This is a genomic window from Rhodococcus koreensis (assembly GCF_017068375.1).
GTDB lineage: Bacteria > Actinomycetota > Actinomycetes > Mycobacteriales > Mycobacteriaceae > Rhodococcus_F > Rhodococcus_F koreensis.
Genome location: NZ_CP070609.1, coordinates 7,079,607 through 7,092,787, shown reverse-complemented (window position 1 = coordinate 7,092,787; position 13,181 = coordinate 7,079,607). Strand labels below are relative to the sequence as shown.

The window sequence follows — 13,181 nt, the reverse complement described above, 5'->3', positions numbered from 1 at the left end:
CCGAGGTGCAGAAGCCTCCCCGCGGTAGCGCGGGGATCCGTAGGCTTATCGCATGTACCGGTCACGCGCGAAGAATCCGGCAGGGTGACGAAAGTGGCGAAGCTGATTCTGGGACCGCTGCTCAGACATGTCGGCACGTCCGACGCGACGGTGTGGGTCGAGACGTCGGAGCCGTGCACGGTCCGGGTCCTCGGCCACGAGGAACGCACGTGGAACGTGTCGGGTCACCACTACGCACTCGTCGTCGTGGACGATCTCGAACCCGGGTCGACCACTCCGTACGACGTGACCCTCGACGGCCGTCCGGTGTGGCCGCTGCCGAATGCCGTCCCGTCGGTGATCCGCACGCTCCGCGAGGACGACGACACCCTCGTCCTGACGTTCGGATCGTGCCGGTTCGCGACGATGTCCACGACGGAGGACAACCGGCACCTCGGCGCCGACGCCCTCGACGCCTACGCGGTGCGGATGGCCGGACAGTCCCCGGACCGGTGGCCCGACGCCCTGCTGCTGCTCGGGGACCAGGTGTATGCCGACGAACTCTCCCCCGAGACCGAGGCGCGCGTCGCCGAGATCCACGACGTGAAGGAGCCACCCGGCCCGCAGGTGCGCAACTTCGAGGAATACACCTGGCTGTACGCCGAATCGTGGTCGGACCCCCAGGTGCGCTGGCTGATGTCCACGGTGCCCACGTCGATGATCTTCGACGACCACGACGTGCGGGACGACTGGAACACTTCCGAGTCCTGGCGCGACGACGTCGAGGCGACGTCGTGGTGGGAGGAGCGCATCGTCGGCGCGTTGTCGTCGTACTGGGTCTATCAGCACCTCGGGAACCTGTCGCCGAGTCTCCTCGCCGAAAACGATCTGTACCAACGTGTTCGGAAGCACGGCGGCGACGTCGAACCGATGCTCCGGGAGTTCGCGTCCGCCGCCGACGAGGAGGCGGACGGCGCGAAGGGCACGCAGTGGTCGTATCGCCGCGACCTCGGCGTCGCGAGGCTGCTCGTCATCGACTCGCGGTGCGGGCGCATCCTCGCCGGCGGTCGCCGCGCGATGGTGTCCGACCCCGAGTTCTCCTGGATCGAGCGTCAGACCGAGGGCGACTACGACCACCTGCTCGTCGGGACGTCACTGCCGTGGTTGCTGCCCCGCGCCCTCCACGACCTGGAGTCCTGGAACGAACGCCTCGCCGGCGGATCCCGCGGCCCCCGGGTGGCGGCCTGGGCCGAGAAGATCCGGCGCGCGGCGGACCTGGAGCACTGGGCAGCGTTTCGTGACTCGTTCGACCGGCTCGCCCGGCTCCTCGCCGATGTCGGCAGAGGCCACCGGGCCGGGCCGGGTGGGCGCGCGCCGTCCACCATCTCGGTGCTGTCCGGCGACGTCCACCACGCCTACGCCGCGCAGGCGCACTACCCCGAACCGCTGCAGTCACTGGTCTATCAGCTGACGTGCTCGCCCCTGCACAACTACGTACCGGCCGCCATGAACGTGACGTTCCGGATCTCGTGGCGGCGCGCCACCGAGCGGACCGTGCGTTTCATCCTGGGCCGGGTGTCGCGGGTGCCGCCCGTTCCCCTCGACTGGTCCAAGGTCGCCGGACCGTTCTTCGGCGATCAGGTGGCGACCCTCCACCTGAAGGGACGGTCGGCCCGCCTCGTGATGGAACAGGCCCGCAACGACAGCGACGGCACACCCCGGTTCAAGACCATGACCGACCTCGAACTGGCGACGGGAAAGGACTACTGACGCTGCTCGGCCGCCGCCTTCAGCTGCGCGAGCCCCTTCTCGAAGTCCTTGCCCACCATCTTGTCCATCGGGAAGACGACTCCCACGATCCTGAAGAAGAAGTTGTTCTTGCCGGTCATCTGCCAGCGGACGGTCGTGCCCGCACCGTTCGGTTCGAGGAGGAACGTCGTGACGTTTTCCGCCTTGAACGGTTTGAGGAAGGTCAGGTCGAGCACGACCTTCGAGCCGGGCACCGACTCGGTGATCACCATCTGTCCCGAACCCGCCTTGCGATTGCCCTCCCATGCGTAGGAAGCGCCCACGCCCGAATCCGGGCCGGAGTACGTGCGCTTCAGATCGGGATCGACGTCCTCCCACGGCGACCACGACTGCCACTTCCGGAAGTCGTCGAGGAGTGGCTGAACGACGTCGGGGCTCGCATCGATGACGGTGGAACGTTCGACGAGGAACTCGGCCGAAGCCATGCGGTCTCCATTCGGTGTCGGGTGTGGCGGACCGAGGTCGCGACCACCTCTTCACGTGGAAGATAACGCCTCGCCACCGGTCGCGCGCGCGGTATCGTCGGGAGCGACCCGTACGACATGGTGGGGGTAGCAGTGACGACCGAGACGGATCTGATCCGCAATATCGCCCTGGTGGGGCATCAGGGTAACGGGAAGACGACGCTCGCGGAGGCGATGCTCTTCCGCGCCGGTGTCGTCACGCGACCCGGACGGGTCGAGAGCGGCAACACCGTGCTCGACACCCAACCGGAGGAACACGACCGCACCCAGTCGCTGACGCTCGGCCTGGCCTCGTTTTCCTGGAACGACTACCGGATCAATCTCCTCGACCCGCCGGGCTACGCCGATTTCGCCGGCGACGCGATGACGGCGCTCCGGGTCGCCGACGTCGCCGTGTTCGTGATCGACGGGGTCAGCGGTCTGCAGGTGAACGACGAACTGCTGTGGCAGGCGGCCACCGAGCGAGCGATCCCGCGCATCCTGTTCGTGAACAAGATGGACAAGGAACGGGCGTCGTTCGACGCCGTCCTGGCCGGGATCCGCGACCATTTCGGGTCCGGAGTCGAACCGGTCGACCTGCCCGTCGGCGAGGCGTCCGCGTTCACCGGCGTCGCCGACCTCCTCACCGAGCACGTCATCCTCTACGACAGCGGGTCCGCGAACACGAGCGACGAACTGCCCGCCGACATCGCCGACCGCGAACACGAACAGCACGAGCATCTCGTGGAGGACGTCGTCGAGATCGAGGACGACCTGCTCTCGAAGTACCTCGACGGCGAGGACATCTCCGTGCCCGAACTCGAGCACGCGCTCCGCGCGGGTTTCGCCGCGGGATCGCTGTGGCCGGTGCTGTGCGGGTCGGCCGTCGATGCGATCGCCGTCGACCGGTTGCTCGACTTCGTGTGCCGGATCGCGCCGGCACCGTCGGAGGTCCCGGGCATCGAGGTCCGCGGTGACGGGGACCGGGTCGCCGAGGTGCGGTGCGATGCGTCCGGCGACCCGCTCGCGTACGTCTTCAAGACGCAGACCGACGAATACGTCGGCCAGGTGGCGTTGCTGAAGATCCTCTCCGGCAGCGTGCACGCGGACGATGTCCTCGTCAACCAGCGCACCGGCGCGAAGGAGCGCCTGCACAACCTCCTTCGCGTCCTCGGCAGCAAGCACACCCCGATCGACAGCGCGGAGGCCGGCGACATCGTCGGCGCCATCAAACTCACCGATGTCTCGACGGGCGACACCCTCGCGCCGATCGGCTCGCCGCTCACCGTCCCCCCGATCGTGCACCGCCGTCCCGTCTACGGACTCGCGGTGGCCGCCGAGAGCGCCGGCGACGAGGACAAACTCGCGACAGCCCTGGCCGAACTCGTCAGCGACGACCCGACGCTGGAGGTCACGCGCGACAGCGAGACCCACCAGACGGTGGTCCGGGGCGCCGGCGACGTGCACGTGCAGGTGGCGCTGACCCGGTTGAAGCGGCGGTACGGCATCACCCTCCTGACCGAACCGGTCAAGATCGCGTACCGCGAGACACTGCTCGGCACCGTGGAGACGGAGGGCCGCCACAAGAAGCAGAGCGGCGGCCACGGCCAGTTCGGGGTGGCGACGGTCCGCTTCGAGCCGCTCCCCCGCGACGAGGGCTACGAGTTTGTCGACGAGACCCGCGGCGGTGTGATACCCAAATCCCTCATTCCCGCGGTCGGAAAGGGGATCGCCGAATCGATGGGACGCGGCGGCAGGCACGGGTTTCCGCTCGTCGACCTGCGCGCCACCGTCCTCGACGGCAAGCATCACTCCGTCGACTCCGACGATTTCAGCTTCCGGATGGCAGGGGCGCTCGCCCTCCGTGCGGCCATCGAGAAGGTGGGCACTCTCGTCCTCGAACCCGTCGACCACGTCGAGGTCACCGTGCCCTCGACGCTGCAGGGTGACGTGATGGCGGATCTCGGCCGGCGACGCGGCCAGATCGAGGGCACCGAACCGGCAGGGGACGGCGAGGTCACTGTCATCGCCTCGGTGCCGACGAGCGAGGTCACCGACTATCCGGTCGCCCTGCGCTCGATGACGCACGGGCGTGGCCGTCTCGCCCTGAGTTTCAAGTGCTACCAGGAGCGGCCCGAACCGCGCTGACAGTGCCCTTCCAGCGCGCACGCAGCGTTCTCCCAGCTTCCCGCGGTGTAGTGGTGTCTCACTCACAGAGGAAGGGCATCGATCATGCGTTCACAATTGGTTCGCGGCATCGGTGGAGCGGCGATGGCAGTAGGTCTCGCATGTTCCGTCGTCGCGTGTAGCTCGGGCGAGTCTTCGTCCGGCACTTCGTCGACCGGCACCGCCGGCAGCGCCGCGCAAGGCGGCACCGCCGGCAGCGCCGTGCAGGGCGGCACCGCCGGCAGCGCCGCGCAGGGCGGCTCCGCCCCCGCGGCGATGAGCGACGTCCTCCAGGCCTGCCTCGAGGACAACGGCGTGCCCGCACCGCCCGACCAAGCCGGCGGCGGGGCACCGGGCGGTATGGCGCCGCCCAGCGGCGAAATGGCATCGCCGGAGGGCGACGGTTCGGCCCCACCCCAGGGCGGCGCGCCGGACGAGTCAGCCGCTCCTCCCGGGATCGACAGTTCGACGTGGGCGGCGGCGCAGAAGGCCTGTTCCCCGCTGGCGACGGGCACCACCGGGTCGTGAGCGGTCGTTAGTTCTCGCGACCGGTCCGCAGCCGCGCGGCGAGTTCCGCGCGGCTGCGGACCCCGGCCTTCGCGTACACCGATTTCAGGTGGTCCTGGACGGTGTTCGCGGTGATGCCGCGACGTCGTGCGATCTCGGACGTCGCGTAGCCGGCCAACACGTCGGCGCACACGTCACGCTCGCGTGCAGTGACCGCATACGCTGCGAGTAACAACCCGGTGAGCTCACCGTCGGCGGCGGGTTCGAGGGTGACCACCGTCTGCGGTTCGTCGCCGCCGATCAAGGCCGTGGCGCGCACCAGAATCCAGCCGCCCTCCGCGTCGCGCACACGCGCCTTGAAGATCCCCGAACCGCTCGACCGCGCCCCGAACGTCGCGGCCCGCAACACCACGGTCAACCTGCCCGGGGCGACCTCGTCGAAGCGGTCCTGCCAGCCGCGGGCAGCGGCTGTGAGCGCAATCGGATCGCCGGCGGCGTCGGTGACCACCACCGCCGGACCGTGGTCGCCGCGACCGGAGATTGCCGGGGCGTGCACGGACGCGGCCCGCGTCGCGACCGCCAGGCCAGGAGCCACGAGTGTGAGGAACTCGAGCTCACGGTCGGTGAAATCCGGCCCGGACCGCACGAATCCGGCCGCACCCCAGCACACCCCGTCGACGCGGAACACGATCCGGACCTCGCTGCGGAGCCCCAGCGGCGCCCACACCGCGCCGTGGCGGAGGCTGTGCGCGACCGCGTCCACGGGTAGGTCCGATGCCCGCACAACGGTCCGGCCGCTGCGGGCGAGTTCGGCGAACGTGCCCGGATCGTCGCCCTTGTACTCGGATTCGGCAAGCAGCGGTTCGTACTGCTGCGGTATCCGGCTGCGCCCGCTGGTCATCGAACTGATCGCGAGGGTCTCCGGGTCGAGCATCGCCCAGCACGTCAGGTCGGTGCGCACCGTCTCACCGACCAGTTCGATGGCGCGCTCGTGCAGCTGCGTGACGCCGGCTCCCGCTCCTGCGAACGCGAGCACCTCCCGCCGCAGCTTTTCCGCCCGAACCTCCAGCATGACCACAGTATGCGCTGGTCACAGGCACACCACCATCCCACATTCCTGGGATGGGTAGAGCGGTGAGCCGGTCCTACCGTCGCAGTATGTCCACCCACGTTCACGTAATCAGAGCAGGCGACGGCAGGCGGTTCACCGCGCCGGACGCCGACATCACGGTCCTGGTCGGCGGCGATCACACCGGCGGAACGTACGAAGTCTTCCTCGTCGAAGCGTCCCGGAGCGCACCGGACGGTCCACTGCACGCCGAGCCGTGGTCGAAGTCCTACCACGTGCTGCGCGGCCGGATACTCGTCCAGGCCGGGGACACCGGGTACGAACTCGCGGCGGGGGAAACGGTCGCCATCGAGGCGGGAACGATGAATACGTTCACAGTCCTCTCCGAGTCTGCCGACTTCCTCCTCGTCGCCGCCGGGGCGTCCCACGGTCGCTTCTTCGGTGATCTCGACGTGGTCGGCCGTGGCGGGCACTCGCCGGAGGTAGTGGCCCGACTGCTGCACGAGGTCACCGACCGCTATGGCGTCGAACTCGCGACCGGGGCGGGTGCGTCATGACCGTCGTCGCGCAGATCGCCACCCTGATCGCCGCGGGAGTGCACCTGCTGGCATTCGTGTGGGAATCGCTCCTGTTCCGCAGACCGTCGGTGCACGAGGGCATCTTCCGTATCCCGGGGGGCGACGTGCCCGCCGCCCATCTGTGGGCGTTCAACGTCGGCTTCTACAATCTGTTCCTCGCCTCCGGCGCCATCGCCGGCGTCATCCTGTGGTGGGCCGGTCAGGACACGCCTGGTCGCACACTCGTCGTCTACACCTGCCTCTTCATGTTCCTCGCGGGCATCGCCCTGGCCGCGTCGGATCGCATGGCGCTGAGCCGGCAGCGTGGCGACGGCGTCGTTGGCGCACTGTCACAGAGCGCGCCGCCACTGGTGGCTCTGATCTCGCTGGCGATCGGGTGACAACCCTTCGCAGTCGATTGCCAGAAACTTCTCAGGGTCGACCGATCGAATCCTTATCGTCCGTCGGCATGATGGACGCCATGCCCCAGGTGACCGTTCTCGCCATCGGTGGTACCGGAGAGTCCCACCCCGATGACCACCGGCGCCACGTCTCCGGACTGTTGTGTGACGTCACCGACGCCCTCGACGACCGATTCGAGTCTCGGTGGGTCGGCTATCCGGCGTCGTACGGGCCGGTCGCCGCGGGCGGGCTCAGCTATCGGCAGAGCACCGAGGTCGGCGTCCGCCGGTTGATCGACGCCATCGACGACGCTCCCGGACCTGTCATGCTGATCGGGTACTCGCAGGGATGCACCGTGATCCGTGAGGTGCTCGGACAGATCGCCACCGGCACCCTGCGCTCCGGCAACCTCGCCGCCGTGGGTCTCGTCTCCGATCCCGAGCAACCGGCGGGAGTGGCTCCGGGGTGCTTCGGGCGCGGTGTCGCGGGTGTCGGCGCGCCGATCCCCGAGTCGATACCGGTCCAGTGGATCGCGCACCCGGACGACATGATCTGCAATGCCAGCGAAGACAGCTATGTCCGCGACATCGCCGACCTCACGCGGTGGATGTCATTCCGCGCAGTTCGGACGTGGCTCACGCAGACGTGGGAACTGATCCGCAGCAACAGCTTCCAGAATGCGGGCAAGACACGATTCAGCCCTCGGCAGTGGCGCACCGACGCCCGTCGCCTGCGGACCGCGATGATCGAGGTGCTCGGCTACCTTCCGCCGCACCTCGCCTGGCGCGGTGTGCGTGTCGTCAACACGCGGGGCGGGCGGCACATCGCGTACGCCAGCGAACCACTCGACGCGAGCGGGCTCACCGGATGTCAGATTCTCGCCCAGTGGCTGCAGGTACGGGCGACGTTCGAACCGCCCCTGCGCGTCGCGGCGTGACGGTCAGGCATCGCCGCGTGACCGCAGCGGGGTGAGCATCCGGCGGGGTTCGCGCAGGGCCACGGCGACGGCGTCGCTGCGAGGGTGGGCGGCCTCGCCCGGCCCGGGGGCGACCACGAGGTCTTCCGGTCCCGGGATCGTGCCGCAGTCGGGGCACCGCCCGAAACGGTCGAGTTGCGTCCCGCATTCGGCGTGCGAGAACATCCGGCCGGGATAACTGCCGGGCGACACGTACTGCTCACCCCATTGGGAGAGCGCATAGATGCTCGGCCACAGCGCCTTTCCCGCCTCGGTGAGTTCGTACTCGGGATGACCGCCGTCGGCGACGCGGACGAGGACACCGGCGTCGACGAGTGCGCCCAGCCGATCCGTCAGGACGGCGCGGGAGATGTCGAGGTGTGCGAGGAGATCGCTGAAGCGGCGGACGCCGTAGAAGCAGTCGCGCAGCACGAGCATCGTCCACCGCTCGCCTACTACTTCGAGCGCGCGAGCGAGGTTGCAGTTCTGCTGCGAGTACCCGGTTCCCAGTGCCATTTCCCCATGCTAGCCCAGCTCGGTCTTGTCACCAGACCAAAATAGTTCTAAGTTCAGTCTCGTGAACAGACCAACCGCGGTTGCCCCACCCGTCCGAGCCCACGCACCCCGCCCGGGAACCACACTGTCCGTCGCGTCGCTCGGCACGTTCGTCGCCCTGATCGCGTTCTGCGCCCCGCTCGGCAACATGCCCACCGTCGCCGCGGCGCTGTCGGCCGGCCCCGCGGCGCAGACGTGGATTCTCAGTTCGATGAGCGTGGGCCTCGCCGCGGTCCTGCTGACCGCGGGCGCGCTCGCCGACGACTACGGCCGGCGCCGGGTGTTCCATTGGGGCGCCTGGCTTCTCGCACTGGGAGCCGTGGTCGGCGCGGTCAGCCAGGAACCCGTTCTGTTCATCGTCGGGCGACTGATCCAAGGGGTGGCGGGTGCAGCGCTCATCGCGGCCAGCCTCGGCGCCGTCGCCCACGCCTTCGCCACTCCGGCGGCACGCGCGACGGCGAGTGGGATCTGGGGCGCGAGCGTCGGCGCAGGCATCGCGGTCGGTCCCGTGCTCGCAGGACTCCTCGACCTCGCCGGATGGTGGCGCGGCCTGTACTGGGCACTCGCCGTCGCATCGCTCGCGATCGGACAGGTCGCGACACGGGCACTGGCGGAGTCACGGTCCGCCGTCCCGAAGCGGATCGACGTCCCCGGTGCGGTCACGCTCTGCGCCGCGATGGTGCTGGTCCTCGTCGCACTGGTCGAGGGCAGGCAAGGCAACACTCCCGCCACCGCCCTCTGCGGTATCGGCGCCGCCGTGTTCACCCTCGCGTTCGTCGGCGTCGAGCGGCGGCGCCCGTTCCCGATGCTCGATCTCGCCTTGTTCCGCCGACGCGACTTCCTCGCCGCCACCCTCGCGGCACTCGCCACCGGGGCGGGCATCATCGGTCTGATGTCGTTCGCGTGCACGTTCCTCGTCAAGACGATGCACGTCAGCACGCTCGCCGCAGCCGGGGTGATCGCGCTGTGGTCCGGCACGAGCGTCGTGGCGTCACTGCTGGCGCGGACACTCCCAGCGCGGCTCGCCGGGACCCCGCAACTCGTCATCGGACTCGCCGGCGTCGGCATCGCCATGCTCACGATGACGGGCCTGTCCCCCGACTCGTCGCTGCTGCGCCTCGTCCCGGGCCTGCTGCTCGCCGGCATCGCCAGCGGGTTGCTCAACGCCGGCCTCGGCCGGCAAGCCGTCGCCAGTGTCCCCGCCGACCAGGGCGGACTCGGCAGCGGCGCCAACAACACCGCCCGCTACCTCGGCTCCTCCATCGGCGTCACCGTCGTCAGCATCATCGCCCTCGACCCCGCAGGCACCATCGACGGCATGATGACGGGCTGGAACCACGCCGCCGTCACCACCGGGCTGATCTCACTCGTCGGCGCAGGAGTCGTCGGGGTGCTGGTGCGAAGAACCGCCGTCAGACGTTGAAGCGGAACTCCACCACATCGCCGTCGGCCATGGTGTAGTCCTTGCCCTCCATGCGGACCTTGCCCGCGGCCTTGGCAGCGGCCATGGATCCGGCGGCGACGAGGTCGTCGAAGGAGACGATCTCGGCCTTGATGAAGCCGCGCTCGAAGTCGGTGTGGATGACGCCGGCGGCCTGCGGGGCGGTGTCGCCCTTGTGGATGGTCCAGGCGCGGGATTCCTTGGGACCTGCGGTGAGGTAGGTCTGCAGGCCGAGGGTGTGGAATCCGGTCCGGGCGAGGGCGTGCAGGCCGGGCTCGGACTGTCCGATCGAGTCGAGCATCTCCTGCCGGTCCTCTTCGTCCAGTTCGAGGAGTTCCTGCTCGACCTTGGCGTCGAGGAACACGGCGTCGGCGGGGGCGACGGAGGCACGCAGTTCGGCGACCTTCGCTTCGTCGGTGAGCACGGCCTCGTCGGCGTTGAACACGTACAGGAACGGCTTGGTGGTGAGCAGGCTCAGCTCGCGCAGCAGCGCGAAGTCCAGCTTGTCCTTCGCGCTGAACAGGGTCGTGCCCGAGTCGAGGACTTCCTGCGCCTTCAGCGCCTCCTCGTGGATGGGCTTGAGCTCCTTGTTCTTCTTCGCTTCCTTCTCCAGGCGCGGCAGGGCCTTCTCCAGCGTCTGCATGTCGGCGATGACGAGCTCGGTCTCGATCACCTCGATGTCGGATGCCGGGTCGACGCGGCCGTCGACGTGCACGACGTCGTCGTCGTGGAAGACGCGAACCACCTGGCAGATAGCATCGGCCTCGCGGATGTTGGCGAGGAACTTGTTGCCGAGGCCGGCGCCCTCGGAGGCGCCCTTGACGATGCCGGCGATGTCGACGAACGACACCGTGGCGGGCAGGATGCGCTCGGAACCGAAGATCCGGGCGAGCTCGGACAGCCGCGGGTCGGGCAGTTCGACCAGGCCGACGTTGGGTTCGATGGTCGCGAACGGGTAGTTCGCGGCCAGCACGTCGTTGTTGGTCAGCGCGTTGAACAAGGTGGACTTGCCGACGTTGGGCAGTCCGACGATTCCGAGGGTAAGGCTCACGGTCGTTGGATTCTACGGCGTCGGCGCCGGATCAACGACCACGCCCTCACCAGCTGTTGGTATTGCTGTTCGCGACGAGGGCGATGATCAGGATGGCGTACCCGATGACGAAGACGACGATCAGCGCCACCCAGATCCACAGAGCGATCTTGCCGAGCCCCTTGGCGCGGTCGGACGCGTACTGGGCACCCTGGTAGTCGCCCATCGCCCACTTCGGGTAGACGTCGTGGACGTGGTTGAACGCGGCGAACGCGAGCGGCCAGAAGAAGAGGACGGCGGCCACCGCCCACCCGGCGTTCGACGGCGGCAGCGGCGGCGGGCCGTACTGTCCCGGGTAGGGCTGCGCCTGCGGCTGTTGCTGCTGCGTCGGGTACTGGTAGCCATAGGCACCCGTGTCGCCCGGCTTCGGCGGCACCGGATTGCTCGACGATTCCGGATTGATCGGTGACTCCGACATGACGCCCCCCTGTCGTGGCAGCTGACCTCGTGCCTCCACTATCCCATCCCCTCCCCATGTGAGTGGGAAAGTGCGCCGGAGTACGCGTCGGCGCTCACGTGAGGTTCTAGTCTCAGCACGTGACCCGATGGTTGATCGTCCTCGCGATATGGATCCTCGGCCTGGGCGCTCTCGCCCTGACCGTCGCTGTGGCCACGGGATGGTGGTTCGCCGCCCTCCTCCTGCTCGCGACTGCCGCTCTGGGCACGTGGGACCTGCTGCAACGGCGGCACAGCGTTCTGCGGAACTACCCGGTGCTGGGGCACGCGCGGTTCCTGCTGGAGAAGATCCGCCCCGAGATTCAGCAGTACTTCATCGAATCGTCCACGGATGGAACGCCCTTCGACCGCGACACCCGCGACCTCGTCTACGAGCGCGCCAAGGGCACGCTCGCCGAGGAGCCGTTCGGCACCGAGCGGGACGTCCACGCCGTCGGCTACGAATTCATGGTCCATTCGCTGCGCGCACGGATGGCCCCGCCCGAACCGCCGACCGTCCGCCTCGGCGGACCGGACTGCGAACAGCCCTACGACATCGCGCTTCTCAACGTGTCGGCGATGAGCTTCGGCTCGCTCTCCGCCAACGCCATCGAAGCCCTCAACGCCGGGGCCGCGCGCGGCGGGTTCGCGCACGACACCGGCGAGGGCGCGATCAGCCCCTATCACCGCAAGCACGGCGGCGACCTGATCTGGGAGATCGCGTCCGGCTACTTCGGCTGCCGCGCGGAGGACGGCCGGTTCGACCCCGCCAAGTTCGCCGAACACGCGGCACTCGACCAGGTGAAGGCGATCTCCATCAAACTGTCGCAGGGCGCGAAGCCCGGACTCGGCGGGGTGCTGCCCGGCGCGAAGGTGTCGAGGGAGATCGCCGAAACGCGTGGCGTGCCGGTCGGGAAAACGGTGATCTCCCCGCCCGCGCACACCGCGTTCTCCACCCCGAACGAGCTCATCGACTTCATCGTCACCCTGCGGAAGCTCTCCGGCGGCAAACCCGTCGGGTTCAAACTGTGCGTCGGATCGCGCATCGAGTTCCTCGGTATCTGCAAGGCGATGTTCGAACGCGACGTCACCCCGGACTTCGTCATCGTCGACGGCTCCGAGGGCGGAACCGGCGCGGGTCCAGTGGAATTCGAGGACAACATGGGCATGCCCCTCACCGAGGGGCTGATGCTGGTGCACAACGCGCTCACCGGCACCGGCCTGCGGGACCGCGTCAAGATCGGCGCGTCCGGGAAGGTCGCCAGCGCATCCGACATCGTCAAACGGATCATCCAGGGCGCCGATTTCACCCTGGCGGCCCGCGCGATGATGTTCGCCGTCGGGTGTATCCAGGCGCAGATGTGCCACACCAACCGCTGCCCCGTCGGGGTGACCACCCAGGACCCGGCGCGGACCCGCGCACTCGACGTCCCCGACAAGGCGGCCAGGGTGTTCCGCTTCCAGAAGTCGACGGTGGCAGGCGCCCGGCAGATGGTGGCATCGATGGGCCTCGACAGCTTCGACCAACTGACACCGGCGATGCTCAACCGCCGGATCGACGGCGTCACCACCCGCACCTACGCGGAACTGTACGAGTGGCTGATGCCCGGCGAATTACTCGAGGACCCACCGTCGGGTTGGCTCACCGACTGGATCGATGCCGACTCGACTCGCTTCTGACGTCGTTTTTTCGTCGAACTGAACGTCGGCGCAATAGGGTGACGGGGGCCACAAAAGATGTGGCACCTGTCGACGGCGTCGCCCCTGGCACAC

The 13,181-nt window shown here is 68.6% G+C and carries 13 protein-coding genes; 8 read left to right on the top strand and 5 right to left on the bottom strand.

Translation table 11 applies throughout. The annotated features are described in order from the left end of the window. Nucleotides 1-93: 93 nt before the first annotated feature. Nucleotides 94-1,749 (top strand): alkaline phosphatase D family protein, encoded by a 1,656-nt coding sequence (locus tag JWS14_RS32180; RefSeq protein ID WP_206015089.1) that lies wholly within the window; start codon nucleotides 94-96, stop codon nucleotides 1,747-1,749. Here the strand turns inward: JWS14_RS32180 and JWS14_RS32175 are convergent. Then, nucleotides 1,743-2,213: an SRPBCC family protein gene (locus tag JWS14_RS32175; protein ID WP_206015088.1), complete on the bottom strand. Its 471-nt coding sequence runs from the start codon at nucleotides 2,211-2,213 to the stop codon at nucleotides 1,743-1,745. The genes JWS14_RS32180 and JWS14_RS32175 overlap by 7 nt on opposite strands. A 132-nt stretch (nucleotides 2,214-2,345) precedes the next feature. On the opposite strand from JWS14_RS32175, the gene fusA reads away from it, so the two are divergent. After that, nucleotides 2,346-4,379 (top strand): elongation factor G, encoded by a 2,034-nt coding sequence (gene fusA, locus JWS14_RS32170; RefSeq protein WP_206015087.1) that lies wholly within the window; start codon nucleotides 2,346-2,348, stop codon nucleotides 4,377-4,379. Nucleotides 4,380-4,502: 123 nt separating this feature from the next. Then, a complete protein-coding gene (locus tag JWS14_RS32165; protein WP_206015086.1) occupies nucleotides 4,503-4,925 on the top strand; it encodes a hypothetical protein in 423 nt (140 codons plus the stop codon). A gap of 7 nt (nucleotides 4,926-4,932) precedes the next feature. On the opposite strand, the gene JWS14_RS32160 is transcribed toward JWS14_RS32165, so the two are convergent. Next, nucleotides 4,933-5,976, bottom strand: a complete 1,044-nt coding sequence (locus tag JWS14_RS32160; RefSeq protein WP_206015085.1) for a LuxR C-terminal-related transcriptional regulator — start codon at nucleotides 5,974-5,976, stop codon at nucleotides 4,933-4,935. Between the two features lie 86 nt (nucleotides 5,977-6,062). On the opposite strand from JWS14_RS32160, the gene JWS14_RS32155 reads away from it, so the two are divergent. From JWS14_RS32155 to JWS14_RS32145, 3 genes are all read left to right on the top strand, one after another. Then, nucleotides 6,063-6,530 (top strand): cupin domain-containing protein, encoded by a 468-nt coding sequence (locus JWS14_RS32155; protein WP_206015084.1) that lies wholly within the window; start codon nucleotides 6,063-6,065, stop codon nucleotides 6,528-6,530. After that, nucleotides 6,527-6,931, top strand: coding sequence for a DUF1304 domain-containing protein (locus JWS14_RS32150; RefSeq protein ID WP_206015083.1), 405 nt, complete (start codon nucleotides 6,527-6,529; stop codon nucleotides 6,929-6,931). Before JWS14_RS32155 ends, JWS14_RS32150 begins: the two co-directional genes overlap by 4 nt. Before the next feature lie 68 nt (nucleotides 6,932-6,999). After that, nucleotides 7,000-7,869 carry a PE-PPE domain-containing protein gene (locus JWS14_RS32145; RefSeq protein ID WP_083395577.1) on the top strand — a complete coding sequence of 290 codons (870 nt, stop codon included), beginning with the start codon at nucleotides 7,000-7,002 and terminating at the stop codon, nucleotides 7,867-7,869. A gap of 3 nt (nucleotides 7,870-7,872) precedes the next feature. Here the strand turns inward: JWS14_RS32145 and JWS14_RS32140 are convergent, their stop codons facing one another. Next, a complete protein-coding gene (locus JWS14_RS32140) occupies nucleotides 7,873-8,403 on the bottom strand; it encodes a winged helix-turn-helix transcriptional regulator (RefSeq protein ID WP_206015082.1) in 531 nt (176 codons plus the stop codon). Between the two features lie 61 nt (nucleotides 8,404-8,464). Here JWS14_RS32140 and JWS14_RS32135 point away from each other — a divergent pair, with 61 nt between their 5' ends. Next, complete coding sequence (locus JWS14_RS32135; RefSeq protein ID WP_206015081.1) at nucleotides 8,465-9,865, top strand: MFS transporter; 1,401 nt, start codon at nucleotides 8,465-8,467, stop codon at nucleotides 9,863-9,865. Here the strand turns inward: JWS14_RS32135 and ychF are convergent. Both ychF and JWS14_RS32125 read right to left on the bottom strand, forming a co-directional pair. Beyond that, nucleotides 9,855-10,934: a redox-regulated ATPase YchF gene (ychF, locus tag JWS14_RS32130; RefSeq protein ID WP_072940641.1), complete on the bottom strand. Its 1,080-nt coding sequence runs from the start codon at nucleotides 10,932-10,934 to the stop codon at nucleotides 9,855-9,857. The genes JWS14_RS32135 and ychF overlap by 11 nt on opposite strands. 46 nt (nucleotides 10,935-10,980) lie before the next feature. Further along, on the bottom strand, nucleotides 10,981-11,391 hold the full coding sequence (locus JWS14_RS32125; protein ID WP_206015080.1) for a CD225/dispanin family protein: 411 nt from the start codon (nucleotides 11,389-11,391) through the stop codon (nucleotides 10,981-10,983). Nucleotides 11,392-11,510: 119 nt separating this feature from the next. Here JWS14_RS32125 and JWS14_RS32120 point away from each other — a divergent pair, with 119 nt between their 5' ends. Further along, nucleotides 11,511-13,088: an FMN-binding glutamate synthase family protein gene (locus tag JWS14_RS32120; protein ID WP_206015079.1), complete on the top strand. Its 1,578-nt coding sequence runs from the start codon at nucleotides 11,511-11,513 to the stop codon at nucleotides 13,086-13,088. The last annotated feature ends 93 nt before the right edge of the window (nucleotides 13,089-13,181 follow it).

Excerpts from the sequence above, each read along its gene's own strand:
- JWS14_RS32140 (WP_206015082.1), bottom strand. The coding sequence starts at position 8,403 with ATGGCACTGGGAACCGGGTACTCGCAGCAGAACTGCAACCTCGCTCGC.
- JWS14_RS32150 (WP_206015083.1), top strand. The coding sequence starts at position 6,527 with ATGACCGTCGTCGCGCAGATCGCCACCCTGATCGCCGCGGGAGTGCAC.
- JWS14_RS32175 (WP_206015088.1), bottom strand. The coding sequence starts at position 2,213 with ATGGCTTCGGCCGAGTTCCTCGTCGAACGTTCCACCGTCATCGATGCG.
- JWS14_RS32155 (WP_206015084.1), top strand. The coding sequence starts at position 6,063 with ATGTCCACCCACGTTCACGTAATCAGAGCAGGCGACGGCAGGCGGTTC.
- JWS14_RS32145 (WP_083395577.1), top strand. The coding sequence starts at position 7,000 with ATGATGGACGCCATGCCCCAGGTGACCGTTCTCGCCATCGGTGGTACC.
- JWS14_RS32160 (WP_206015085.1), bottom strand. The coding sequence starts at position 5,976 with ATGCTGGAGGTTCGGGCGGAAAAGCTGCGGCGGGAGGTGCTCGCGTTC.
- JWS14_RS32165 (WP_206015086.1), top strand. The coding sequence starts at position 4,503 with ATGGCAGTAGGTCTCGCATGTTCCGTCGTCGCGTGTAGCTCGGGCGAG.
- JWS14_RS32125 (WP_206015080.1), bottom strand. The coding sequence starts at position 11,391 with ATGTCGGAGTCACCGATCAATCCGGAATCGTCGAGCAATCCGGTGCCG.